The sequence below is a fragment of the Sphingomonas sp. BGYR3 genome (genome assembly GCF_025153455.1).
Taxonomy (GTDB): domain Bacteria; phylum Pseudomonadota; class Alphaproteobacteria; order Sphingomonadales; family Sphingomonadaceae; genus Sphingomonas.
Genome location: NZ_JANZNT010000001.1, coordinates 393,388 through 417,213 on the forward strand (window position 1 = coordinate 393,388; position 23,826 = coordinate 417,213).

The 23,826-nt window shown below is 65.3% G+C and carries 22 protein-coding genes; 12 read left to right on the forward strand and 10 right to left on the reverse strand.

Features of this window, described 5'->3' with window-relative positions; all coding sequences use genetic code 11:
• The first annotated feature begins 12 nt into the window (after positions 1 to 12).
• The 9 genes from NYR55_RS14975 to NYR55_RS01790 all read left to right on the forward strand — a co-directional run bounded on the left by NYR55_RS14975 (position 13) and on the right by NYR55_RS01790 (position 11,967).
• The gene (locus NYR55_RS14975) at positions 13 to 1,539 is read left to right on the forward strand and encodes a tetratricopeptide repeat protein (RefSeq protein WP_260019530.1); all 1,527 of its coding nucleotides are present in this window, start codon (positions 13 to 15) and stop codon (positions 1,537 to 1,539) included.
• Between the two features lie 3 nt (positions 1,540 to 1,542).
• Positions 1,543 to 2,373 (forward strand): 4-(cytidine 5'-diphospho)-2-C-methyl-D-erythritol kinase, encoded by an 831-nt coding sequence (locus NYR55_RS01755; protein WP_260019531.1) that lies wholly within the window; start codon positions 1,543 to 1,545, stop codon positions 2,371 to 2,373.
• Between the two features lie 144 nt (positions 2,374 to 2,517).
• A complete protein-coding gene (locus NYR55_RS01760) occupies positions 2,518 to 3,252 on the forward strand; it encodes an enoyl-CoA hydratase/isomerase family protein (protein ID WP_260019532.1) in 735 nt (244 codons plus the stop codon).
• Complete coding sequence (locus NYR55_RS01765; RefSeq protein ID WP_260019533.1) at positions 3,249 to 3,983, forward strand: N-formylglutamate amidohydrolase; 735 nt, start codon at positions 3,249 to 3,251, stop codon at positions 3,981 to 3,983. Before NYR55_RS01760 ends, NYR55_RS01765 begins: the two co-directional genes overlap by 4 nt.
• A gap of 11 nt (positions 3,984 to 3,994) precedes the next feature.
• Positions 3,995 to 5,716, forward strand: a complete 1,722-nt coding sequence (gene ilvD / locus NYR55_RS01770; protein WP_260019534.1) for a dihydroxy-acid dehydratase — start codon at positions 3,995 to 3,997, stop codon at positions 5,714 to 5,716.
• Positions 5,703 to 6,086, forward strand: coding sequence for a hypothetical protein (locus NYR55_RS01775; protein WP_260019535.1), 384 nt, complete (start codon positions 5,703 to 5,705; stop codon positions 6,084 to 6,086). Before ilvD ends, NYR55_RS01775 begins: the two co-directional genes overlap by 14 nt.
• A gap of 454 nt (positions 6,087 to 6,540) precedes the next feature.
• Positions 6,541 to 7,539 (forward strand): N(4)-(beta-N-acetylglucosaminyl)-L-asparaginase, encoded by a 999-nt coding sequence (locus NYR55_RS01780; RefSeq protein ID WP_260019536.1) that lies wholly within the window; start codon positions 6,541 to 6,543, stop codon positions 7,537 to 7,539.
• A 41-nt stretch (positions 7,540 to 7,580) separates the two neighbouring features.
• Entirely contained in the window at positions 7,581 to 10,613 is a 3,033-nt protein-coding gene (locus tag NYR55_RS01785; RefSeq protein WP_260019537.1) for a TonB-dependent receptor, read from the forward strand.
• A 145-nt stretch (positions 10,614 to 10,758) separates the two neighbouring features.
• Complete coding sequence (locus NYR55_RS01790) at positions 10,759 to 11,967, forward strand: class I SAM-dependent RNA methyltransferase (protein WP_260019538.1); 1,209 nt, start codon at positions 10,759 to 10,761, stop codon at positions 11,965 to 11,967.
• Here the strand turns inward: NYR55_RS01790 and truA are convergent.
• A complete protein-coding gene (gene truA, locus NYR55_RS01795; protein WP_260019539.1) occupies positions 11,958 to 12,698 on the reverse strand; it encodes a tRNA pseudouridine(38-40) synthase TruA in 741 nt (246 codons plus the stop codon). The genes NYR55_RS01790 and truA overlap by 10 nt on opposite strands.
• Positions 12,695 to 13,603, reverse strand: a complete 909-nt coding sequence (gene fmt / locus NYR55_RS01800; protein ID WP_260019540.1) for a methionyl-tRNA formyltransferase — start codon at positions 13,601 to 13,603, stop codon at positions 12,695 to 12,697. The genes truA and fmt overlap by 4 nt, the downstream gene beginning before the upstream one ends.
• 51 nt (positions 13,604 to 13,654) lie before the next feature.
• On the opposite strand from fmt, the gene recR reads away from it, so the two are divergent.
• The 3 genes from recR to rmuC all read left to right on the forward strand — a co-directional run bounded on the left by recR (position 13,655) and on the right by rmuC (position 16,380).
• Complete coding sequence (gene recR / locus NYR55_RS01805) at positions 13,655 to 14,251, forward strand: recombination mediator RecR (RefSeq protein ID WP_260019541.1); 597 nt, start codon at positions 13,655 to 13,657, stop codon at positions 14,249 to 14,251.
• A 31-nt stretch (positions 14,252 to 14,282) separates the two neighbouring features.
• On the forward strand, positions 14,283 to 14,810 hold the full coding sequence (def, locus tag NYR55_RS01810; RefSeq protein WP_260019542.1) for a peptide deformylase: 528 nt from the start codon (positions 14,283 to 14,285) through the stop codon (positions 14,808 to 14,810).
• 103 nt (positions 14,811 to 14,913) lie between these two features.
• On the forward strand, positions 14,914 to 16,380 hold the full coding sequence (rmuC, locus tag NYR55_RS01815; protein WP_260019543.1) for a DNA recombination protein RmuC: 1,467 nt from the start codon (positions 14,914 to 14,916) through the stop codon (positions 16,378 to 16,380).
• Positions 16,381 to 16,390: 10 nt separating this feature from the next.
• Here the strand turns inward: rmuC and mazG are convergent, their stop codons facing one another.
• The 8 genes from mazG to NYR55_RS01855 form a co-directional block, all read right to left on the reverse strand.
• On the reverse strand, positions 16,391 to 17,134 hold the full coding sequence (mazG, locus tag NYR55_RS01820; protein ID WP_260019544.1) for a nucleoside triphosphate pyrophosphohydrolase: 744 nt from the start codon (positions 17,132 to 17,134) through the stop codon (positions 16,391 to 16,393).
• Between the two features lie 132 nt (positions 17,135 to 17,266).
• Entirely contained in the window at positions 17,267 to 17,869 is a 603-nt protein-coding gene (locus tag NYR55_RS01825; protein WP_260019545.1) for a TIGR02281 family clan AA aspartic protease, read from the reverse strand.
• Entirely contained in the window at positions 17,866 to 18,633 is a 768-nt protein-coding gene (locus NYR55_RS01830) for an MBL fold metallo-hydrolase (RefSeq protein WP_260019546.1), read from the reverse strand. Before NYR55_RS01830 ends, NYR55_RS01825 begins: the two co-directional genes overlap by 4 nt.
• The gene (locus tag NYR55_RS01835) at positions 18,630 to 19,412 is read right to left on the reverse strand and encodes a TatD family hydrolase (RefSeq protein ID WP_260019547.1); all 783 of its coding nucleotides are present in this window, start codon (positions 19,410 to 19,412) and stop codon (positions 18,630 to 18,632) included. The genes NYR55_RS01830 and NYR55_RS01835 overlap by 4 nt, the downstream gene beginning before the upstream one ends.
• The gene (metG, locus tag NYR55_RS01840) at positions 19,409 to 20,965 is read right to left on the reverse strand and encodes a methionine--tRNA ligase (RefSeq protein ID WP_260019548.1); all 1,557 of its coding nucleotides are present in this window, start codon (positions 20,963 to 20,965) and stop codon (positions 19,409 to 19,411) included. The genes NYR55_RS01835 and metG overlap by 4 nt, the downstream gene beginning before the upstream one ends.
• A 39-nt stretch (positions 20,966 to 21,004) precedes the next feature.
• Positions 21,005 to 21,997, reverse strand: coding sequence for a DNA polymerase III subunit delta' (locus NYR55_RS01845; RefSeq protein WP_260019549.1), 993 nt, complete (start codon positions 21,995 to 21,997; stop codon positions 21,005 to 21,007).
• On the reverse strand, positions 21,994 to 22,641 hold the full coding sequence (gene tmk, locus NYR55_RS01850) for a dTMP kinase (RefSeq protein ID WP_260019550.1): 648 nt from the start codon (positions 22,639 to 22,641) through the stop codon (positions 21,994 to 21,996). Before tmk ends, NYR55_RS01845 begins: the two co-directional genes overlap by 4 nt.
• Before the next feature lie 4 nt (positions 22,642 to 22,645).
• Positions 22,646 to 23,806, reverse strand: a complete 1,161-nt coding sequence (locus tag NYR55_RS01855; RefSeq protein WP_260019551.1) for a D-alanyl-D-alanine carboxypeptidase family protein — start codon at positions 23,804 to 23,806, stop codon at positions 22,646 to 22,648.
• Between the last annotated feature and the right edge of the window lie 20 nt (positions 23,807 to 23,826).

Sequence of the window (23,826 nt, forward strand, 5' to 3'; positions counted from 1 at the left end):
ATTGCGTCTGACGTGACCATCAGCGCCTATGCCCGCGCCCGTGCAGCCGATGCGCGCGGCGACGTCCCGACCGCCGTGTCCGGCTATGCCGCCGCACTGGCGCAGCTGCCGCAGGACGAACAGATCGCGGTTCGCGCCTATCGCGAGGCGATTGCGTCCGGCGACACTAAGCTCGCGCTGGCATCCATCGATGCGATGACCCGGGCCAAGGGGCAGCCGGCCGATGCCGCGCTGATCGTGCTGGCCGATCATTTGGCGCGGGGTGACAAGGCGGCGGCGGCATCAACACTCGCCTCGCTTAAATCGACCCCGCTTGATTTCATGGCGCCGGTGATTGCCGCGTGGATCCAGTATGATACCGATCCGGCCGCTGCGCTGGCCGCAATGTCGGTCCCGCCCCCGGCCGCGATCGCCCGCCGGTACGCAACCGAATCCGCTGCGCTGATGGAAATCGACCAGGGTCAGCCGGAAAAGGGGATGCAGAAGCTGCTCGCGCTGGGCCAGACGGGGCGGAGCGCGATGGACAGCCGCATCGCCGCGGCCGATTTGCTGGCGGGCAGCCGGCCCGATCTAGCCACGCTGCTGCTGACCGGCGACGACCCGGTGCTGGCCGCCTATCGTGCGCGCGCCGCCGCACCACGCAAGCTGGATGCCCGGTTCGGCATTTCACGGCTTTTCACCCGGCTTGGCGGCGAATTGTCGATGGAGGGAACGGAGCCGCTGGCCATGGTGCTGGCGCGGGCGGCGCTGATCCTTGATCCCGCGCACAGCCGGGCTCAGCTGATCCTGGCCGATAACCTGGCGCGGGAGGGGACGCCCGATCTGGCGCTGGCGCAGCTTGAACGGATTGAACCGGACAGCCCCTTTGCCGCTGCAGTTCCCGGTGCCCGCATCGCGATCCTGCAAGCCGCCGGCCGCATCGACGAGGCGCTGATTGATGCCCGAAAGGTTGCCGCGCGGGCCAGTGCGGACGGCAATGATTATCAGGTTCTGGGCGATCTGCTGAGCGCGTCGGGTGACGAGCTTGCCGCCGCCGCTGCCTATGGCGAGGCCCGAAAGCGCGGTGCCGGCCCGGAATGGGCGCTGGCCCTGCAACAGGGCGGCGCGCTGGAAAGGGGCGGACGGTGGCGTGAGGCTCTGACCCTGCTCAAGCGCGCGGTCGACCTGGCGCCGGACGAGCCGCTGGCGCTCAACTATCTGGGCTATGCGCAGATCGAGCGCGGCGAAAATGTGAAGGCGGCGCGCAAGTTGCTCGAGCGGGCAGTGACGCTCAGCCCCGACAATGCCTCCATCGTCGATTCGCTGGGCTGGGCCTATTATCGCGGCGGCGAACCGGAACGGGCGCTGCCGCTGCTGGAAAAGGCGGCACGTGCCGAGCCAGCGGATACGACCATTCAGGAGCATCTGGGCGATGCCTATTGGCAGCTGGGCCGCCGGTACGAGGCGCGATATGCGTGGCGCGCCGCGGCGGTCTATGCCGACACGGACGAGGCGGCACGGCTGGCGACCAAGATCGAGGCTGGCCTGAAGGGCGACTGATCCATGCGGATAACGGAGCCGGCCCCGGCCAAGATCAACCTTGCCCTGCATGTCCGTGCGCGTCGGCCGGACGGCTATCACGAACTGGAAACGCTGTTCGCCTTTGTCGAGGCGGGCGATGTCGTGTCGGTTGAACCCGCTGAGCGCGACGAATTTCGCATTTCCGGGCCGTTCGGCGCGGCGCTGGATGCCGAAACGGACAATCTGGTGACGCGGGCGCGGGATCGGTTTCGGACGGCCTTTGGTCTGCCTGCGGTCGCCATTGAACTGGTCAAGAACCTGCCGGTCGCATCCGGCATCGGCGGAGGATCGGCGGACGCGGCTGCAACGCTTCGTGCGCTGGCACGGATGACGGGCATTGGGGCGGATAACGCCCGGCTATATGACCTGGCCGACGGGCTTGGCTCGGACGTGCCGGCCTGTCTGTTCGGTCGAACGGCCATGGGCAGGGGCAGGGGGGAGCAGTTGCAACCGCTGACCGGCGCGGCAGGACGGCTGGTTTTGCTGATCAATCCGGGCATTGCGGTGTCGACGGCGGCAGTGTTTGCGCGGTGGGATGGCCTGGATCGCGGGCCGTTGCGGACGGATGACGTCATGGCGGCGGCGCTGGATGGCCGAAACGATTTGTACCCGCCCGCCCGGCTGGTCGCTCCCGGCATCGATGCGCCGCTGGCGTTGCTGGAAGCGTACCCGGGGGTGGTTCTGGCGCGGATGTCGGGATCGGGAGCAACCTGCTTTGCGCTGTTCGACAGCGAGGAGCAGATGATGATGGCGGCCGAACAGGCATCCACTCAGGCGGGTTGGTGGGTCTGTCCGACGCGGCTTCGGCCCTAATGTCGGCTTTACCATGGTCCTGAACCCGAAAATGACCGATCCGGGCGCACTCCGGCAACAGCGGATCAGACGCCGGGAGCGGGACGTCCGCCGATGGCCCCAGCCCCAGGGCGAGCGCCATCCTTTACGCCAGCGGGTGCAGCGATGATTGACGTCGCGCATCGCGGCGGCATCGCCACCCTTACCCTGAACCGGCCAGGGGCGCGCAATGCGCTGGCCACCCGGCACTGGCTTCGGCTGGCGGAGGCGGTTGCGGCCATAGCGGACAGCGATGCGCGGGTCGTGCTGTTGCGGTCCGCCGATCCGCGCTGCTTCTGCGCCGGTGCCGATCTGAACGAGTTTACGGTGCTGGCGGCCGATGCCGCGGCACGCCAGTCGTTCCTGGCCGCAATGCGGGCGGCGATCGACGGGCTGGCGGTGCTACCCCTTCCCGTGATCGGGGTGGTCGAGGGGGAATGCCACGGCGCCGGCGTCGCGTTGATGATGGCGTGCGATATCGTGCTGGCCGGTCGGCAGGCCCGCTTTTCCATTCCGGCGGCACGGATCGGGCTGACCTACCCGGTGGCGGATATTCGCCGGCTGACCGCACGGGCCGGGCCGGGCGGGGCTGCGCGCCTGCTGTTGGCAGCGGAACGGATTGCGGCGGACGAAGCGTTGCGGCTGCGCCTTGTCTATCGGGTGGAGGAACGCCCGGAAGCGGCAGGCGACGCGATGGCACAGGCGATGATGGCGAATGACGGGGTGGCGATGGCGCTGCTCAAGCAGCGGATCGCCGATCCCGACGCGGCGGATGATCAGGGCGGGTTTCTCGACCGGTTTGGCGCCGACTCCTTTTTGGCCCGACTTCAGGCTGCCCGGTCGGGCATGGGACAGCGATGAGCGAGGCAGCGGAACGGATCGACGGTGCGGCGGGCGGCGCGCTGCTGCTGTGCGATCATGCCAGCAATCATGTGCCCGTCGACGTTGATCTTGGCATCGATCCGGCGCTGCTCAATCTGCACATCGCCTATGACATCGGGGCGGGTGCGCTGACCCGTACGCTTGCTGCTAGCACGGGCTGGCCAGCGGTGCTGGGCACGGTTTCCCGGCTGGTCATTGATTTGCACCGCGAACCGGACCGGCTGGGGCTGATCCCCATGGCTTCGGACGGTCATGACGTCCCCGGAAACCGGGATGCGAATGCCGCACAGCGCATCGCGCGCTTTCACCGCCCCTATCACTGCGCCGTGGCCAGCGCCGTCCGGCTGTATCGCCCCGACCTGATCGTCGCGATCCACAGCTTTACACCGCGGCTTGAGACTGCGCCGGTGGACCGGCCATGGACGATTGGTGTCCTCTACAACCGGGATCGGTGGACGGGAGAAGCGGCGCTGGCTGCGCTGACGGCACAGGGACTGTCGCCCGGCGATAACCAGCCCTATTCGGGCCGCGATCTCAACACGACGATCAACCGCCATGCCGAGGCGGCGGGGATTGCCGGCATCGCGATCGAAGTTCGCAACGATCAACTGCTGACGCCCGCCGGGATCGATGCCTGGGCGTCCCATTTGAGCGAAATGATCGCCACATTGCGTAACAGGGTTGCGTCAAGGGGGCATTTGACGACATAGGCTTGCGCGCCATGACCAATCGTTTCGATAAGAACCGCCTGCCCAGCCGCCATGTTTCCATGGGGCCGGAGCGCGCCCCGCACCGCAGCTATTATTACGCTATGGGCATCGAAGAGGCGGATATCGCCAAGCCCTTTGTAGGCATTGCCAGTGCCGGGAACGACTCTGCGCCGTGCAACACCGTGCTGGATATTCAGGCGGATGCCGCGCGCACTGGCGTGATCCAGGGCGGCGGGATGCCGCGCCGGTTCAACACCATCACCGTCACCGACGGAATCGCGATGGGGCATCAGGGGATGAAATCGTCCCTCGTCAGCCGCGAGGTGATTGCCGACTCGGTCGAATTGTCCGTGCGCGGCCATTGTTATGACGCGCTGGTTACCTTTGCCGGGTGCGACAAGTCGTTGCCGGGCATGATGATGGCGATGCTGCGCCTCAACGTGCCGTCGATCTTTGTCTATGGCGGGTCGATCCTGCCCGGCCGCTACCACGACCGCGACGTTACCGTCGTGGATGTGTTCGAAGCGGTCGGCCAATATGCCGCCGGCAACTGTCCCTTGCACGAACTGATCGCGCTGGAAAAGGTCGCCTGTCCGGGTCACGGCGCCTGCGGTGGCCAGTTTACGGCGAACACCATGGCCTGTGTCGGAGAGGCGATCGGCCTGTCGCTGCCCAACAGCAACATGGTGCCCGCGCCCTATCGCAGCCGGGAAGAGGTGGCGATTGCGGCGGGCGAGCAGGTGATGACCCTGATCGAACGGAACCTGCGGCCGCGCGACATCTGTACGCGGGAGGCGTTCATCAACGCAGCTCGCGTCGTCGCCGCCACGGGCGGGTCGACCAACGCCGCCCTGCACCTGCCCGCCATGGCGAACGAGGCAGGGATCGAATTCGACCTGCACGACGTTGCTGAGGCATTCAAATCAATGCCTTACATCGCTGACCTTAAACCGGGCGGCAAGTATGTCGCCAAGGACATGTACGAGGCCGGCGGCGTTTACATGTTGATGAAGACGATGCTGGACGGCGGCTTCCTGGACGGAAACTGCATGACGGTGACCGGTAAGACGCTGGGCGAGAATATCGACGAGGTGACGTGGAACCCGGATCAGAAGGTGATCTATCCGGTCGAAGCGCCAATCACGGCGACGGGCGGCGTCGTCGGCCTGCGCGGTACGCTGGCGCCCGAAGGGGCGATCGTGAAGGTCGCAGGCATGAAGCGCCTTCAGTTCGAGGGTCCGGCGCGCTGTTTCGACCGTGAAGAGGACGCCTTTGCCGCCGTCGAGGCACGAGATATCGCCGAGGGCTGCGTGGTTATCATCCGGTATGAAGGCCCCAAGGGCGGGCCGGGCATGCGCGAGATGCTGTCGACCACTGCCGCGCTCTATGGCCTGGGCATGGGGGAGAAGGTCGCGCTGATCACCGATGGCCGTTTTTCGGGGGCCACGCGCGGTTTCTGCATCGGCCATGTCGGGCCGGAGGCAGCGGATGGCGGCCCCATCGCACTGGTCGAGGATGGCGACACCATCCGCATCGATGCAGAGGCGGGGACGATCGACCTGCTGGTCGACGACGCGGTGCTGGCCGAGCGGCGCGCGCGCTGGCAGCCGCGGACCAATGACTATCAGTCCGGTGCGCTGTATCGCTATTCACAGACGGTCGGTCCGGCCTACAAGGGCGCGGTAACGCACCCGGGGGCAAGGGCTGAACGTCATGTTTATGCGGATATCTAGCGCCATTGGCCTGTTGCTGATGCTGGCCGGGTGTGGCGGGGGTGAACTGCAGCCCGGCAATGCTGCCCAAGACCAGCCCGATCCGGAACAGGCGGCAAACGGGATCGAGTGCGCGCCGCCCGGTGAAACGGCGTTCTCGCGCCAGTGCCTGCTCGACCGGAAACAGGATGACGGGGGCGTCGTGCTGACCGCGCGGCTGCCCGATGGCGGGTTCCATCGCTTTCGGCTGGTCCAGGATGGACGCACCTTGGCTGCCGCCGATGGCGCCGAACCGGCCCGCGTCACGCCGGCATCGAATGGCGATCAGGAAGTGGCCATCGGCAATGCCCGTTACCGCATCCCGGCAAGCGCGCTGTCACCGACGCGATAGAGCATCGCTGCGGCGGAAACCCATCGCGAGCAACCAGCGAATCGCGTTCATCCCTCCGCTCCGTTCGTCCGATCCAGTCGGGCCGCACCGAATTGTTCCGCATCCGACGAACATTGCCGCTGTTGCGATGACCCGAAGCGCCCGGCTGTATGACGGACATTCGCTTTCGCATATGAAACTGATGGTGCGTGTTGCGGGCTGAGGGGCTGGCAAATGGCAGGGGTGTCGGGAACGGGTTGTAACGGGCAGGTGGTCATGATGGCCGTCCCCGCTGAGCCAATTCGATTCCTCTGCTCGAACGAAGCCGCCGTCCGTTGACCGGAACCGCGGCGCCCGGTGTGATGCCTCGCCGCCGTCCTGGCTCTGCGGCCGGCGGCGCGGGCATCGGTGCTTCCATTGAGCAGGATTTGCGACCGGGGCGCGTCGCCCGGATCACAACGAAGCGGGGGGTAGCATGACGATCGGGATGAGCCGGCGGCATCTTCTGGGCGCGGCTGCGGCCACTCCACTAGCGTCGCAGGCGGCCATTCGGCCAGATGCGCCGGCGATGTTCCTGTCGACCTGGGATTTTGGCGCTGCGGCGAATGATGCGGCGTATCGGACGTTGTCTGCAGGCGGCACCCTGCTTGATGCCGTAGAGGCGGGCGCACGGGTGCCTGAGGCCGATCCGACGAACCATTCCGTCGGCTATGGCGGCTATCCGGATCGGGACGGCAGGGTGACGACGGATGCGGTCATCATGGACGATGCGGGCAATGTCGGCGCGGTGGCGGCCCTGGAACACGTCATGCACGCCATATCTGTCGCGCGGGCGGTCATGGATCGCACCCCGCACACGATGCTGGTGGGAGAAGGGGCAACCCGCTTTGCCATGGACTGCGGCTTCCCCCGGACGACCATGCTGACCCCTGAAGCCGAGGCGGAATGGCGCAAATGGCTTGAGACCGCACGGTATAAACCGATCGCAAATATCGAAAATCGCAAGGCAATTCAGGGAGACGCGCGGGATCACGACACTATCGGACTGCTTGGCCGGTCCCGCGACGGACGACTGGCCGGTGCCTGCACGACATCAGGAATGGCGTTCAAGATGCACGGCCGCATCGGAGACAGCCCGCAAGTCGGTTGCGGCCTGTTTGTCGAGGCCGGGGTTGGCGGCGCAACGGCGACGGGGCTGGGCGAGGAAGTAACGCGGATCGCCGGCAGCGCCCGGGTCGTCGCATCGATGCGCACCGGCCTGTCGCCGGAAGCGGCGTGCCGCGAGGCGCTGGACCACCTGACCCGGCTGCGCGGAGCCAAGCTGAATGGCACGCAGGTGGCGTTTCTGGCGATCGGCCGCGATGGGCGCGTTGGTGCCGGGTCGCTGCTGCCCGGCTTTACCTATGCCGTGACCGACCAGTCGGGCCGGACGTCGGTGCATCAGGCGCAATCGATGGAGACTGCGAAGAAGTGAGCAAGGGCGCCGGGGGACGGCGCCGAGTAAGGGAGCGTATCATGACCAAGACGACCGGATGGCTGCTGGCCACCTCCATTCTGGCGGCCGGGTTGCCCGCCGTAGCGGTTGCACAGGATGTTCAAACCACACCGACGGAGCAGCCCGAAGCGACGGAGCAGCCGGCTCAGGTCGATCCGGGCGACATCGTGGTCACCGGCAGCCGCATTCTTCGCCCCAATGCCAATGCGGCGGCTCCGATCACTTCGGTCACCGATGCGGAGATCAAGGCGCAGGCACCGATCTCGGTCGAAGAGGTGCTGAACCGCCTGCCCCAGATCGCGCCGGATGCCCAGCAAAGCTATCAGGATTCAGATGGGCGTCAGCGGATCAAGCTGCGCAACCTGGGCTTTGAACGGACGCTGGTGCTGGTCGATGGCCTCCGGCTCGGCACGCAGAATGCCCAGGATACGGGGATCATCCCGGTAACGCTGCTGAAGCGGGTCGATATCCTGTCTGGCGGGGCATCGTCGGTTTACGGGTCGGATGCGATTTCCGGTGTGGTCAATTTCATCATGGACCGCGACTTTGAAGGCGTGCGACTGGATGCGAACTATAACTTCTATCTCCATGATAACAAACGGACATTGGCAAGCCCGGTGGCAGAGGCATCCGGGTTTTCCCCGGCGACCTCCGGCGGTACGGATGGTGGCCGGTCGGATTTGACACTGACGCTGGGGAAGAAGTTTTTCGACGACAGGCTGAGCCTCACCGGCTTTTTCAGCTATCGCCAGGCGGAACTGGTCCCCTATCGCGCCCGGTCAAATTCGCCGTGTTACCTGCAGCAGCTGACGCCGGACGGGCCACTGAGCTGTCAGCTTTCAACCTATTCCACCAGCGGGTACATCTCGCCGCGTTCGGGTCCGAACAATGGGGCGGGGTTTGTCAACAATCCTGCCGGGACGCGGGATTTCGTGACCTATGGCGCGGGGCCGGGTAATGCTGCCAACCCGTTTGACGGCCTGTCGTACCAGCGGCAGCTGGAACGGTACAATACCGGCGGCTTTGCCACGCTGAAGCTGTCCGACGCGGTCGAGCTGTACAGCAATGTCCTGTGGTTCCGGGACCGATCGACCAATCCGTTTCCGTCGCGGGTGCTGTCATTCACGGTTTATGGCGATCAGCCATTTCAGGTGAATTGCAACAATCCGTTCCTGTCGCAGGCGCAGGCCAGTGCGGTCTGCGGTGCAGCGGCCGGCACGGGCGCGCTGGCGCCGCTCGATGTCCGGTATCGCTTTGCCAATTCGCCGGATGTCGAGGACACCTATATCAACCAGGCACTGCGGATTACCGGTGGCGTCCGGGGCAGCTTTGCCGAGGGGTGGAGCTATGACGTCGGCGGCGTCTATTCCCGCAATCGTCAGGATTACCAGCCGTCGATCCTGCCGGGGTTCGATCAGGTCAACCGGTCGCTGAACGTGGTATCGGTCGGCGGCGTGCCGACCTGTGCATCGGTCGTCGACGGCACCGATCCCGCCTGCGTTCCGTTCGATGCCTTTCGCGCCAATGCCGGTACCGCCGATCTGGTCAATTACCTGTTCGCGCTGGAAGGGGGTCAGAGCACCAGTATCGGCAAGCTGTATGACGTCATTGCGACGGTCAACGGCGACCTTGGCACCTATGGCATCACGTCGCCCTTTGCCAAGCAGGGCGTGGCGATCGCCCTTGGCCTGGAATATCGGGAGGATAATTTCCGCAGTTTCGCCGATCAGGCGTTCCGGGATCAGAATGGCGGCAATGACGCCAGTTTCCGCCAGTCGGCGCGGGAGGCCAATGTCGAGGTGCAGGTGCCGCTGGTCGAGGATCAGTCGTGGACCGACCTGCTTCAGCTGAACGGCGGCTATCGCTATTCCAAGTACAGCAGCAACGACAAGGGCTTCTCGACCTGGAAGGCGGAGGGTGTCTGGGCGCCGATCCCCGACATCACCCTGCGCGGTTCGATCAACAAGGCGCAGCGCGCGCCAACGGTGATCGAGATCGCCCAGGCGACGAACCTGACCTACGGGCAGGTGCTGTTGCAGGATCCGTGCGCCAGCACGCGGGACCCCAACGGCAATCTGGTCGCGCCGACGGCAACGCTGGCACAGTGCCGCAACACCGGCCTAGCCGATGCGCTTTATGGCAGCGAGGCGCTGGCTTGCCCGGAGGGGAACTGCACGACGCGCAATGGCGGGTTCGATATCCGCCCGGAAACCGCCTATACCAAGACGTTCGGCGTCATCCTGAAGCCGCGTTTCCTGCCCGGCCTGACCGTGTCGGTGGATCGGTATCTGATCGATCTGGACGATTCGATCGGGTATAACGACGCCAGCTATTATCTGAACGGATGCCTTGCCACCGGTCAGCCCTTTTTCTGTTCCGGCGTTGTGCGTGATCCGACGACCTCGATCCTTTTCAACGCCGCGGCGGGCAATCCCACGGCCGGATATTTCCGGCAGGGCACGACCAATTTCTACAAGTCAAAGGCGCATGGCTGGGACGTTCAGGCGCAATATGACCTGTCTCTCAATCAGGCGGGGCGGCTCAACTTCCTCTTCAATGGTACCCGCACCACCTATGTCGGCGGTCAGGATGCGCCCCAATATGTCGATGCCAATGGCGTGACGCAGTTCCTGCCGCGCAACTGCGTCGGGTTTTATGGTCCGCGCTGCGGCGTTTCGTTCCCGAAATGGCAGCATGGCCTGCGCACCACCTATACCACGGCCGACGATGTGTTCAGCCTGTCGCTCAACTGGCGCCATATCGGGCCGCAGACGCTGACGCTCAATTCGAACGATCCGGGGATCGGTTATACCGAAGCGGATGCGCGCAGCACATTCAACCGGGTCGAGGCGTACAATTATTTCGACCTCGCCATGACCATGGTGATCGACAAGCGGATGACGTTGCGGCTTCTGGCCAACAATCTGCTGGATACGATGCCGCCGCTGTTCCCGAACAGCTATGACCTGACCCTGTCGCGCAACAACACCAATTCGGCGCGATATGACGGGCTGGGGCGCCAGATCGCGATCGGTGTGACGGTTCGGTACTGACCGGACACAAGGTCAAGGACAGACAGGCCAGCCCGTGCGACTGCGGGGCTGGCTTGCATGGCCCGGCAGACGGGGTATGGCTGCGCATCGCGGGGGCCATGGCCGCCGATGACCGGATCCCATCTCTGCTGAAAGCCCTTGCCGAATGTCTGACACCCCGACGGAAACCATCGTCCGGGTTGCGGCGCGCGGCGATGGCATGACCGCATCCGGGCGGGCGGTGCCGTTGACCGCTCCCGGCGATCAGGTGACGCCGGACGGCACGATCCTGCCCGGCCCGCACCATCAGACGCCGCCATGCCGGCATTTCCCGGCCTGTGGCGGGTGTCAGCTTCAGCATCTGGACGACGAAACCTACGCCGACTTTGCCACCGCACGGGTGCGCGATGCGCTGGCGGCTCAGGGGCTGGAGACCGAGTTGCGAGCGCCGCACCTGTCGCCGCCGGCCAGCCGGAGACGCGCTGCGCTGCACGTCGAACGGCGCGGCAGGACGGTGTTGATCGGGTTCAGCGCAGAGCGCAGCCACCGGCTGATCGACCTTGCCGAATGTCCGATCCTGCATCCGCGGCTGTTTGCGCTGGTCGAGCCGATCCGGGGGCTGCTGTCGCGGATCATGCCGGCGCGCGGGCGGGCCGACCTTCACCTGACCCTGACGGATCAGGGGCCGGACGTGCTGATCAAGGGATTTGCCAGTGCGGGGCTCGAATCCGCGCTTGCCATCACCGATTTTGCGGAGGCGCACGGGCTTGCGCGGCTGAGCCTGGATGAGGGGTTCGGCCCGGAAACCCGGTGGGAACCGGATGCGGTGACGATCACCCTGTCGGGGGTGCCCGTACCGATGCCGGCGGGCAGCTTTCTTCAGGCGACGGCGGATGGCGAAACGGCGCTGATCGCCGCCGCGCTGGAGGCCGTGAGCGATGCGCGCATGATTACCGACCTGTTCGCGGGCCTGGGCACCTTTGCCTTTGCCATGGCGCCGGGACGCCGTATTTATGCGGCAGAGGCGGCGCGCGATGCCGTGCTGGCGATGAAGGCAGGGGCAGGCGCAGCGGGCATTGCGATTGCGGCCGATCACCGCGACCTGTTCCGCAACCCGGTATCGGCGGCGGATTGCGGCCGGTTCGATGCCATCATCCTGGATCCGCCCCGCGCCGGCGCGCGCGAACAGGTGGGCCAGATCGCCCAATCTGGCGCCGAGATCGTCAGCTATATCTCGTGCAATCCCAGTAGCTTCGCGCGCGATGCGAAAACTCTGTGTGAAGGGGGCTATCGCCTCGACTGGGTGCGACCCGTCGGCCAGTTCCGCTGGTCAACGCATGTCGAGCTGGCATCGCGCTTTTCGCGTCAGGGATAACGGGCCGCCACGAAATACAGCCCGTCGGGCGGCGCGTTCAGGCCCAATGCCGACCGGTCGCGCGCGGCAAGCGCCGTTGCCACCTGATCCGGGTGCCAGCGGCCCATGCCGACCAGCGCCATGCAACCGACCATCGATCGCACCTGATGATGCAGGAAGGACCGCGCGGCGGCATAAATCGTCACCCGGTCGCCGTCGCGCACGACATCCAGCCGGTCCAGCGTGCGCACCGGGCTGTCCGCCTGACAATGGGCGGACCGAAAGGTGGTGAAGTCATGCCGTCCGATCAGGTGGCCGGCCGCCTCTGCCATCGCGCCTTCGGCCAGTGGCTGGGGCACGCGCCAGGCAAGGCCCCGTTCCCAGGTCAGCGGCGCGCGCCGGTTGACGATCCGGTATTCGTAACTGCGCCCGATGCAGGAAAACCGCGCATGCCAGTCATCCGGGACGACGATGCAATCCAGGATCGCCACCGGATCGGGCCGAAGCTGGGCATTCATCCCCTCCATCAGCCGAAAGGGCGCGATATCCCGTTCGATATCGGCATGGGCCCGCATCGCCATGCCGTGAACGCCCGCATCAGTCCGCCCCGCGGTGTGGACCGTCGCCGCCTCGCCTGTCACGGCATAGATCGCCCGCTCGATCGATGCCTGAACGCTGGGCCCGTGCGCCTGACGCTGCCAGCCCATGAAGGGACGGCCATCATATTCGACGGTAAAGGCGAAGCGCGTCACGACAGCCGGGTGCCCGCCGGAATGGACAGGCCACGCAGCAGATCGGCGGCGCTGGTTACCGACCGGCCGGCCCGCTGCACGGTTATCGCGCGGATGGCGCCAGTGCCGCAGCCGATCGTCAGCGCATCGTCCAGCACCTCGCCCGGTGCACCATCCCGCTCCACAACGGTTGCTGCCAGCAGCTTGATTCGTTCATCGCCCAACATGAACCACGCCCCAGGCGCGGGGTTGAACGCGCGCACCTGTCGCTCGACGGCGATGGCACCGGCGGTCCAGTCGATCCTGGCTTCTGCCTTGTCGATCTTTGCCGCATAGGTCACTTCGGTCAGCGGCTGTTCCACCGGGGGATAGGCTGCGGGGTCGGACAGCACCTGCACCATCAGACGCGCGCCCATCGCCGCCAGTTCCGTGGTCAGCTCGCCCGCTGTCTTTCCGTCAACGACCGTCCGCCCCTCCAGCCGGACAGGGCCGGTGTCCAGGCCAGCCGCCATCTGCATGATGCCCACGCCGGTTTCGATGTCTCCGGCCAGGATCGCGCGCTGAATGGGTGCGGCCCCGCGCCAGCGCGGCAGCAGGGAGGCGTGGACGTTCAGACAGCCAAGCCGCGGCGTATCCAGTACCGCGCGCGGCAGGATCAGGCCATAGGCGGCGACCACCGCGACCTCGGCACCGATTGCGGCGAAATCGGCCTGCTCCGCCTCGCCCTTCAGCGACACGGGGGTGCGCACCGGGATGCCCAGCGCCTCGGCACGGGCATGGACGGGAGAGGGGGTAAGGGCATTGCCCCGACGCCCGCCGGCGCGTGGCGGCTGGCTGTAAACCGCCGCAACCTCGTGACCGGCATCGATCAGCGCGTCGAGAACCGGAACGGCAAAGGCCGGCGTGCCCATGAAGATGATCCGCATATCCCGTCTCAACCCCTTGGCAGCCCGGCGCGCAAGCCCCTAATGTCAGTCATGGCCTCTTCCGAGATCGAAACGCTCACCCAGCTCCTGTCGCGCCTGCCCGGGCTTGGCCCCCGGTCGGCGCGCCGCGCGGTACTCCATCTGCTCAAACGGCGGGAGACGGTGCTGGAGCCGCTGGTGCGGGCTTTGTCCTCGGTTTCGGCGGCACTGACGCCATGCCGCCAGTGCGGGAATATCGACACCAGCGATCCTTGCGCGATTTGTTCCGATCCACGCCGCGATGCCCGGTCCATCTGTGTGGTGGAGGAGGTGGCCGACCTGTGGGCGCTGGATCGGGCGCGGCTGTTCCCCGGCCGGTTTCACGTGCTGGGCGGCCGATTGTCGGCGCTGGACGGGGTGCGACCGGAGGATCTGACCATCGATCTGCTCGTCCGCAGGATCGAGGGCGGCGGCGTGGACGAAGTGGTGCTGGCGATGAACGCCACGCTGGAGGGGCAGACGACGGCCCATTATGTGGCCGAGCGGCTGGAACAGTTTCCGGTGCGCGTGACTCAGCTTGCCCATGGCCTGCCGGTCGGCGGCGAGCTGGACTATCTGGACGAAGGCACGCTGGCACAGGCGTTGAGGGCGCGGCGGCCGGTCGCTTGACCGGCACAGGGCCTGAACCTAAATCAGCGCCATGGCCATTCTTCCGATCATCGAGGTTCCCGATCCCCGTCTGCGCACCATTTCCACGCCAGTGGACACGGTGGACGACGAGCTGCGCGCGCTGATCGCGGACATGTTCGACACCATGTACGACGCGCCGGGCATCGGCCTTGCCGCAATCCAGGTCGGTGTGCCGAAGCGCGTGATCGTCATGGACCTGCAGGAAGAAGAGGGCGAGGACGGCAAGCCGATCCGGCATCCCCGCGTCTTCATCAATCCCGAAATCCTTGATCCGTCGGACGATCAGTCGGTCTATACCGAGGGATGCCTGTCGGTGCCCGAACAGTTTGCCGATGTCGAACGCCCCGCCCGATGCCGCGTCAAATGGCTGGACGAAGACGGCAATGCCCATGACGAGGTGTTCGAGGGGTTGCTCGCCACCTGTATCCAGCATGAGATGGACCACCTTCAGGGTGTGGTGTTCATCGACCATCTGTCGCGGCTGAAGCGGGAGATGATCCTGAAAAAGCTTGCCAAGGCGCGCAAGGCCGCCGCCTGATCCGCCAGGCGGAGTGACGGACGGGGCAGGGGGCCTGGCCCGGCCCTTGTGCCGCCGGTAACCATGGTTTAAGTTCCCGCTTCGTTCCGGGGATTGGGTGATCATGGATCCGTTGATTATTGTCTTGCTTGTCGTCGTCGCGCTTGCGGTGGGGCTTGCCGCCGGCTGGTTCGTCGGTGAGCGCCGCATTGTCGAGGCCCGTGCGGAACGCGATCTGCGCGAGGCGGAATTCAAGCGGGCAATCACCGAACTGGCCGAGGCGTCCAGCGAAGCGCGACAGGTACCGGAACTGCGCGGCGCGTTGGAGCATATTCGTGAGGAACGGGATGTCGCCCGGCTGGAACTGGTGCAGATCCGGTCCGATCTGCGCGCGGCGCAGGGCGTGATCGACGAGCTGAAAGCGGCGAAGGAACAGCTTCGTACCCAGTTTTCCGAAGTCGCCGCCAAGACGCTGCAGGAGGCGCAGGACCAGTTTCTCAAGAGGGCGGATGCGCGCTTTGCCGAGGCGGGCAACAGCAACGAGGCCAAGATCCGCGCGTTGCTGCAACCCGTCGAAACCTCGCTCAAGCGGTATGAGGAGCAGGTCGGGCGGATCGAGGCGGAGCGAAAGACGGATTTCGGCAATCTGGCCGGGGTGATCGAACAGATGCGGCTGGGCCAGAACGAGGTGCGGGCCGAGGCATCGAAACTCGTCAACGCCCTGCGTTCGGCGCCCAAGGCACGCGGCCGGTGGGGCGAACAGCAGCTGCGCAACGTCCTTGAAACCTGCGGCCTTGCCGAACATACGGATTTCGAGATGGAGGTCAGCGTCGAAAGCGACGGCAACCGGCTGCGCCCCGACGCCATCGTGCGCATCCCCGGCGGCAAGTCGCTGGTGATCGATGCCAAGGTATCGCTCAATGCCTATCAGGACGCGCATGGCGCGGTGGACGATGCCGAAAAGGCGCTGCACATGACCGCGCATGTCGCGTCGATGAAAAACCACATCAATCAGCTGGGCAGCAAGAATTACCAGCAGCAGTTCGAGGATGCGCCCGATTATGTGGTGATGTTCGTGCCGGGCGAGCATTTCCTTTCTGCCGCACTCGACCATGATCCGGAACTTTGGGACTATGCGTTCAACCGCCGGGTGCTGATCGCCACGCCGACCAATCTGATCGCGATCGCGCGCACCGTCGATGCGGTGTGGCGTCAGGAAAAACTGGCCAAGGAAGCGCGGCAAATCGCGGAACTGGGCCGGGAATTGCACGGGCGCATCGTGACGATGGGCAGCCATGTCGAGCGGCTGGGCAAGAATCTAGGCACCGCCATGGGCGCCTATAACAGCTTTGTCGGCAGCCTTGAGTCTCAGGTGATGACGTCGGCCAAGCGGTTCGAGGCGCTCAACATCGAAACGGCGGGCAAGACCATCGAGCCGCTGCCGGTGATCGACCATTCGCCAAGACCGCTGACGAAGCTGATCGTCGAGCCCGAAAAGGCCGCACAGATCGAGGCAGGGAAGGGCGAGGAAGCGTCGGAACCAAGGTCCGCCGACGCCGAACAGGGAGCAGCCGACCCGGTTACCCCCTGAGCGTTGTCGGTCAGTCCTTGGCCGCCTTGGCCCGCAGCCACAGCGCTTCCTTGTCATTCAGCGATAGCGCCGCGAACTGCGGACCGGCCATCGCTTCCATCTGACGGAAACGCCCTTCGAACTTGGCATTTGCGGCGCGCAGGGCAGCTTCGGGATCGACGCCCCGATGCCGCGCCCAATTGACGACGGCGAACAACAGGTCACCGATCTCCTCGGCAACCGCATCCGGCGTCGCGGCAGCGTCCACCTCGGCAATCTCCTCGATTACCTTGGCGCGCGGACCATCGGCATCTGGCCAGTCAAAGCCCGTCCGTGCGGCCCGCTTCTGCAGCTTTTCGGCGCGCAGCAGCGCGGGCAGGCCGATGGCAACCCCGTCCAGCGCCCCGTCTGCGCCCTTGGCACCGCGCTCTTCGGCCTTGATCTGTTCCCAGAATTGATGGCCGCCACGCTGGTCGTTGCCAAAGATATGCGGGTGACGCCGTTCCATCTTGTCGCTGATCCCGGCGACCACGTCCGGAAGCGCGAAATGACCAGCTTCCTCGGCCATGCGGCTGTGAAACACGACCTGGAGCAAGAGATCGCCAAGCTCATCCTTCAGATCGGCCATGTCGCCACGCTCGCACGCATCGGCGACTTCATAGGCTTCCTCGATGGTGTACGGCGCGATCGAAGCGAAATCCTGCGCCAGATCCCATTCACAGCCATGTTCAGGATCGCGCAACCGCGCCATGATCGTCACCAGCCGTTCGATCACCGGTTGTTCTCCATCCAGGGGACAGCGGGGGTCGTCAGCACCAAGACGCCCGAGCGCATATTCATAAGATCGATAATATACATTATGTAAAATATCGCGTTGGCCGGTGGTGGCGGGCCGAGCCCTCCTGCCTCAGTTTCCCCCCTCAAGCACCAGGTCGTTGCCTTCAACCCGCCAACCGTTCAAGCGCGACAGAAAGTTCATGCCGAGCACTTCTTTATCGCCAAAGTTCGGCGCGACCAGCGCACCGAGGTCTTCGGTTTCCAGATCACCGAGCTGAAACCGGCCGATCCGCACCTCGCGCGCCATCACCATGCCGTTGGCCGTCGATACCTGGGTAAAGGGTCCGCGATCCGACAATTCGATCCCGGCCGCCTTTGCGGTTTCCATCGACAGACCGGTGGTCGTTGCGCCGGTATCGACCAACATCGAACGTTCGACCCCGTTGATCCGCACCAACGCGTAAAAATGGCCATCACCGGATTTGGGGATGCGAACACTGCCGCCCTCGACACGCTGATCCGCCATGCCAAGTCTTGCGCCGATATCGTTGAAAAACCATGAAATCTCGGACTTGAATGCCACCCCAACAGCAATCACTGCACCGATCGCCAGCCAGCCAAGCACGGATTTCAGCATCAGCGACGCCTCAGCCCGCCGGGCGATCAGGGATGACGCGGCCAGAACCAGGATGGCGATCGACGAAATCATCGCCAGCACCTGTCCCTCCGTCATACGGCCAGCTCCATTCCGTCATACCCTGGCACGACGCCATGGGGCAGATCCCGACAGAGTGTCGCATAATCCATGCTCTGGTCCAGATGGATCAGCACGGCGCGGGCAATGGCGCATCGCTCGATCCAGCCAAGCGTTTCGGCCAGATGGGCATGGGTCGGATGCGGTTCCCGGCGCAGCGCATCGACAACCCAGAGGTCGATCCCGGCAAAGGTCGCGGCCATGCCTTCGGTCAGCGCGTTGCAATCGGTCGAATATCCGACGGTGCCGCCATCCGGGCCGGTAAAGCAAAGGCCAGCACTGGTGATGCCGCCATGCGGCTGATCCACCACCGCAATCTCGATATCCCCGATGGTCAGCCGGTCGGGCAAGGTTTCCATCGTCGCACTGGGCCGATAGCCGGCCCGGCCGTGAAAGATGTAATCGAACCGCGTCTGGATCTGCTCGGCTGCAAAGGGCCGGGCAAGGCCGCGGACCGGGCGGCCAAGGGCATGCATCATCTGGCGAAGATCATCGATGCCGTGGCAATGATCGGCATGGGCGTGGGTCCAGATCACGGCATCCACGGTTTCTACCGCAGCGGCGAGCAGCTGTTCCCGCATGTCCGGACCGGTATCGATCAGGATGCGGGTGGTTTGCGTGCTGACGATTGCCGACTGGCGAAGCCGGCGATTGCGCGGATTGTCGGGATCGCAATCGCCCCAGTCATTCCCGATCCGCGGCACGCCCGACGACGTGCCGCACCCCAGGATGCGGATCTTCACGCGTCAACCGTCTTTGCAAAGAGGGTATGGAAATTCGCCCGCGTCCGCTCGGCCAACGCTTCCGGGTCAACGCCGCGCAATCCGGCCAGAAAGCGGCAGGTATCGGCGACAAAGGCCGGCTCCCCCGTCTTTCCGCGATGCGGCACCGGCGCCAGAAACGGTGCATCCGTTTCGATGAGCAGGCGATCCTCCGGCAACCATGCGGCTGTTTCCTGAAGATCGCGGGCGTTCTTGAACGTCACGATCCCCGAAATCGAGATGTAAAAGCCAAGGTCCAGCGCCGTGCGGGCAAAATCGGCGCTGGCGGTGAAGCAATGGATCACGCCGGGAAACGCCCCCTGCCCCAGTTCATCGCGCAGGATCGCCGCCGTATCCGCCTCCGCATCGCGGGTGTGCACCACGACGGGCAGGCCGGTCTGACGGCACGCCGCCAGATGCGACCGGAACGAGGATTTCTGCCGATCCCGGTCGCTATGGTCATAATAATAGTCGAGCCCGGTTTCGCCGATGCCGACGACGCGCGGATGCGCGGCGCGGGCAATCAGCTTGTCGGTGTCCACGTCCGGGTGGCTGTCCGCCTCATGCGGGTGGATGCCGACCGTCGCCCAGACGTCGGCCTCCCGCTCCGCGACCGCCAGCACATCGTCCCATTCGCGTTCGCGGGTCGAGATGTTGAGCATCGCAACGACGCCCGTTTCGCGCGCGCGCGCGATCACCGCGGCCTGATCCTCGGCCAGTCCCTTGTAGTTCAGGTGGCAATGGCTGTCGGCCAGCTTCACGCAGCAGTCTCCGGCACGTCCAGGACGATACGCGGAAAGATGGGAGTCGGCGGCGCGATGCGAAAGCCTTGCGCTGCCAGCCGGTCGTACCAGCCATGATCCTGCGCACTGGCGAAGCTCAGATCCTCGATCCCGATCTGTGCCAGCAGCCGGGCGGCCGATGCGGGAACAACCGGTGCGATATGCACGGCAAGATCGCCGATGACGCGGACCAGCGTGCCCAGCACGGCGTGCATCCGTTCCGGATCGGTCTTGCGCAATGCCCAGGGGGCCTGAGCGTCGATATAGGCGTTGCAGAGGAACACGGCGCTCATCCAGCTTTCCAGTGCCTGAGCAATCGACAATTCTTCGAATTGCTGACGGAACCGGGCGCACCCGGCACGTACTTCGGCGATCAGCGCGGCGTCGGCCGGATCGGCGCGACCCGGTTCGGGAAGCGCGCCATCCAGGTTCTTGGCAATGAAGCTCAGCGTGCGCTGGGCCAGATTGCCGAAGCTGTTGGACAGATCTGCATTGGCGCGCGTCGCAATTGCCTCGTCGCTGAACGTCCCGTCCTGACCGAAGCTGATATCGCGCAGCAGGAAGTAGCGCAGGGCATCCACCCCGACCAGGTCGGCAAGCGCGATCGGATCGACGACATTGCCGGTGGATTTCGACATCTTCTCGCCGCGGTTCAGCAGGAACCCGTGCCCGAACACCTGTTTCGGCAACGGCAGCCTGGCCGACATCAGAAAGGCGGGCCAATAAACGGCATGAAAGCGGACGATATCCTTGCCGATCAGGTGCAGGTCGGCGGGCCAGTATCGGTCGCCCTGCGGCGCATCGGGATAGCCGGCTCCGGTCAGGTAATTGGTCAGCGCATCGACCCAGACATACATGACATGGCCCGGGCTGCCCGGCACGGCCACGCCCCAGTCAAAGCTGGTGCGGCTAACCGACAGGTCGACCAGGCCTCCTTCGACAAAGCGCAGGATTTCGTTGCAACGCCCTTCCGGGCGAATGAACTCCGGGTTGGCGGCATAAAAATCGAGCAGCGGCTGCTGATAATTGGACAGGCGAAAGAACCAGGTTTCCTCTGCGGTCCATTCTACCGGCGTACCCTGTGGGGACAGCTTTATGCCGCCCTCCCCCTCGGTCAGCTCCTTTTCCTCGTAAAACGCTTCGTCGCGGACCGAATACCACCCCTCATAGCGATCGAGATACAGGTCGCCTGCATCGGCCATCGCTTGCCAGATCGCCTGGCTGGCGCGGTGGTGATCCGGTTCGACGGTGCGGATGAAACGATCATGGCTGATGTGAAGTTTGTCCGCCATTTCAATGAAATAAGACGACATTTCATCGGCAAACGCCCGCGTTTCCTTGTCCGCCTTGCGCGCGGTCTGCACCATTTTCAGGCCATGCTCGTCGGTGCCGGTCTGAAATCGCACATCGCGCCCTGCCTGGCGATGAAAGCGGGCGATCGCGTCCGCCGCGATCATTTCATAGGCATGGCCGATATGCGGCCGGCCATTGGGATAATGGATCGCCGTGGTGATGTAATATGGGTCGCTCATGCCGGCGCTCTAGCGGGGATCGTCGCCGGTTTGAAGGGCTCAGGCGACCTGTCGGTTGTCCAGCGCCAATCCAGCCAGGATGCTGGCGATCTCAAACACTGTCGCCCCTGCATCAAAGGATTGCGGCACGGCGACCGATGCAATGGCGCGCACCCGCGCATAGGCATCCAGTGCCAGCCGCAGCGGCTCCCCACGTCGATGCCGGGCATGATCGGCCACGACCGACGGCGCACGCGCCAGAAACGCCTCATACCGTTCCTGCGCCGCCTTGCCCGACAGCGCCTTGGCCAGGTGCAGCCGGATGCGATTATCGCCATCGCCATCCGACAGCAGCTTGGCAAAGGCACGCTCCAGCTCGGCCATGTCCAGATGGGCATAGGCAATCGCCCGCCCCGGCGATCCGGCACCCGCGGCAATCAGGGCGCGGCGGTCCTCCGCATTCAGGTCCGGCAAGGCACGGTCGATGACAACGCCCATTTCCGCATCGCTCAGCGGATCGAACCGCAACAGGCGGCAGCGCGACCGGATGGTCGGCAGCAACCGGCCCGGCGCATGGCTGATCAGCAGAAAGATCGTGCCCGCAGGCGGCTCCTCCAGACTTTTCAGCAGGGCATTGGCCCCTTCCCGCGCCAGATCGTCGACCGCGTCGATCAGGATAACCCGCCGATCGCCCATGCTGGGCCGCGTCGACAGCATCGGGCCAAGCGCCCGCACCTGATCGACGGTGATCGACCGGGCGATATCGACGTCCGGCTTTTCGGGATCCTTGGGCAGGCGGGCCAGCAGACGAAAATCGGGGTAGGCGGCGGCCGCCATCTGCCGCGCCACGGGATGATCCTCAGCCAGCGGTTCGTCCGCCAGTGCCATGCCCCATCCGCTGGCGGCGAGCAGCCGGGCGGCGGCATGGGTGGCAAAGCTGGCCTTGCCCACCCCCTCCGGTCCCGCGATCAGCCAGGCATGGTGCAGCGATCCGCCACGCGCCGCATCGAAAAAGGCTTCGCGCGCCGGTCGATTGCCGACCAGTGACGTCATGGTGCCAGTTCGCCCGGCCGGTCGAGCAGATCCGTGATGGCGCTCAGAACGCGCTGATGCACGGCCTCTGGCGTGCCGGACGCTTCGATGGACCTGAACCGGTCGGGATCGGCCGCGGCCATCCGTTCGAACTGGGCCGCCACGGCCCGGTGGAAATCGGTATCGCGCGCACCAAACCGGTCGGCAATGCCGCCATCGCGCGCCTTGGCCCGCGCCATGCCCGTATGTCCGGCAAGATGCAGCAGCAGCGTGCGATCCGGCATCAGCCCTTCGCTGCCGAACGCGTGCAGCGCCAGGATCGCGGCATCGTCCATGCCCTGCGCCCCCTGATAGGCGCGGGTCGAATCGATGAACCGGTCGCAGATGACGACCGTTCCGGTGGCCAGTGCCGGGCGGATCACCCGTTCGACATGATCGGCCCGGGCCGCGGCGAACAACAGCGTTTCGGCGCGCGCGCTCCACCGCCCGACATCGCCCTGCATCAACAGGGCGCGGATCGCCTCACCGCCCGCACTGCCGCCCGGTTCACGGGTCAGCAGGACGCGGCGGCCCGCCGCCTCGATCGCGGCGACCAGCAGCCGGGCCTGGGTGGATTTGCCCACCCCCTCCCCGCCTTCCAGCGAGATGAAGACGCCCGGCTGCATGGGATCAGGCGAACAACGACATCAATCCGGCCCAGATGCGGCCGAAAAAGCCGGCTTCGGCCACATCCGCCTCTGCCACCAGCGGCAGCGTCTGCGTCTGTCCGCCGGGCAGCGTCACGACCAGATCGGCGACATGGTCACCCGCCTTGATCGGCGCCTTGATCGGCCCGTCATAGACCACCTTGCCCTGAAACTTGGGGCTGGTGCCCGCCGGGACGGTCAGCGTCAGGTTGCGCGGGGCGACCAGGCCGACCTCGGCCGCACTGCCCATCTGCACCTCGGCAGTCGTCACGCGGCGACCTTTTGCGACTAGCGGCCGAGCCTGCCATGCGCGAAAGCCCCACTGCATGAAGCGCACCGATTCCTCGATCCGCTGATTAAAGCCGGTAAGGCCGGCCATCACCATGACCAGCCGCCGACCATCCTGATCCGCTGACCCTGTAAAGCCATAGCCGGCCTCTTCGGTATGGCCCGTCTTCAATCCGTCCGCACCGCGGACGCGGCCGAGAAGGGGGTCGCGATTGGCCTGGGTGATGGCATTGCCGGACCCCAGCTGCTTGCCCCAGGTGAAATCGGGCTTCGAATAGAACCGCTTGTAAAGGTCGGGATACCGCTCGATCGTGGCGGTGGCCAGCTTCGCCAGATCGCGTGCCGTGGTGTAGGTCCGCCCTTCGTCCGGCCAGCCATTGGAATTGCCGAACTGACTGCCGGTCAACCCGATTTCCTTGGCCCGCGCGTTCATCAGGGCGACGAACGCCTCTTCGGTGCCCGCAATCCCCTCGGCCAGCACGACACAGGCATCATTGCCCGACAGCGTGATGATGCCGTCCAGCAGATCGGCGACGGTTGGCTGTTCGCCCACCGCCAGGAACATGGTCGACCCCTGCGAATGCCACTTCCGCCAGGTTTCCGGGCGCACCTCGATCTTCTTGTCCAGGCTCAGTTCGCCCTTCTTAATCAGGTCGAACGCGACATAGGCCGTCATGATCTTGGCCATGGACGCCGGGGGCATCCGGCGATCCGCGTCCTTGGCATACAGCGTCGCGCCAGAGGACAGGTCGACCAGATAGGCGACCGGCGCGGGCGTTTCGAACGGCGGCGTCTGCGCGGGCGCAGGGGCAGTAACGGCAATCAGGAGCAGGCTGGGCAGGATCAGACGCTTCATGGCACTCACGATGGTAAATG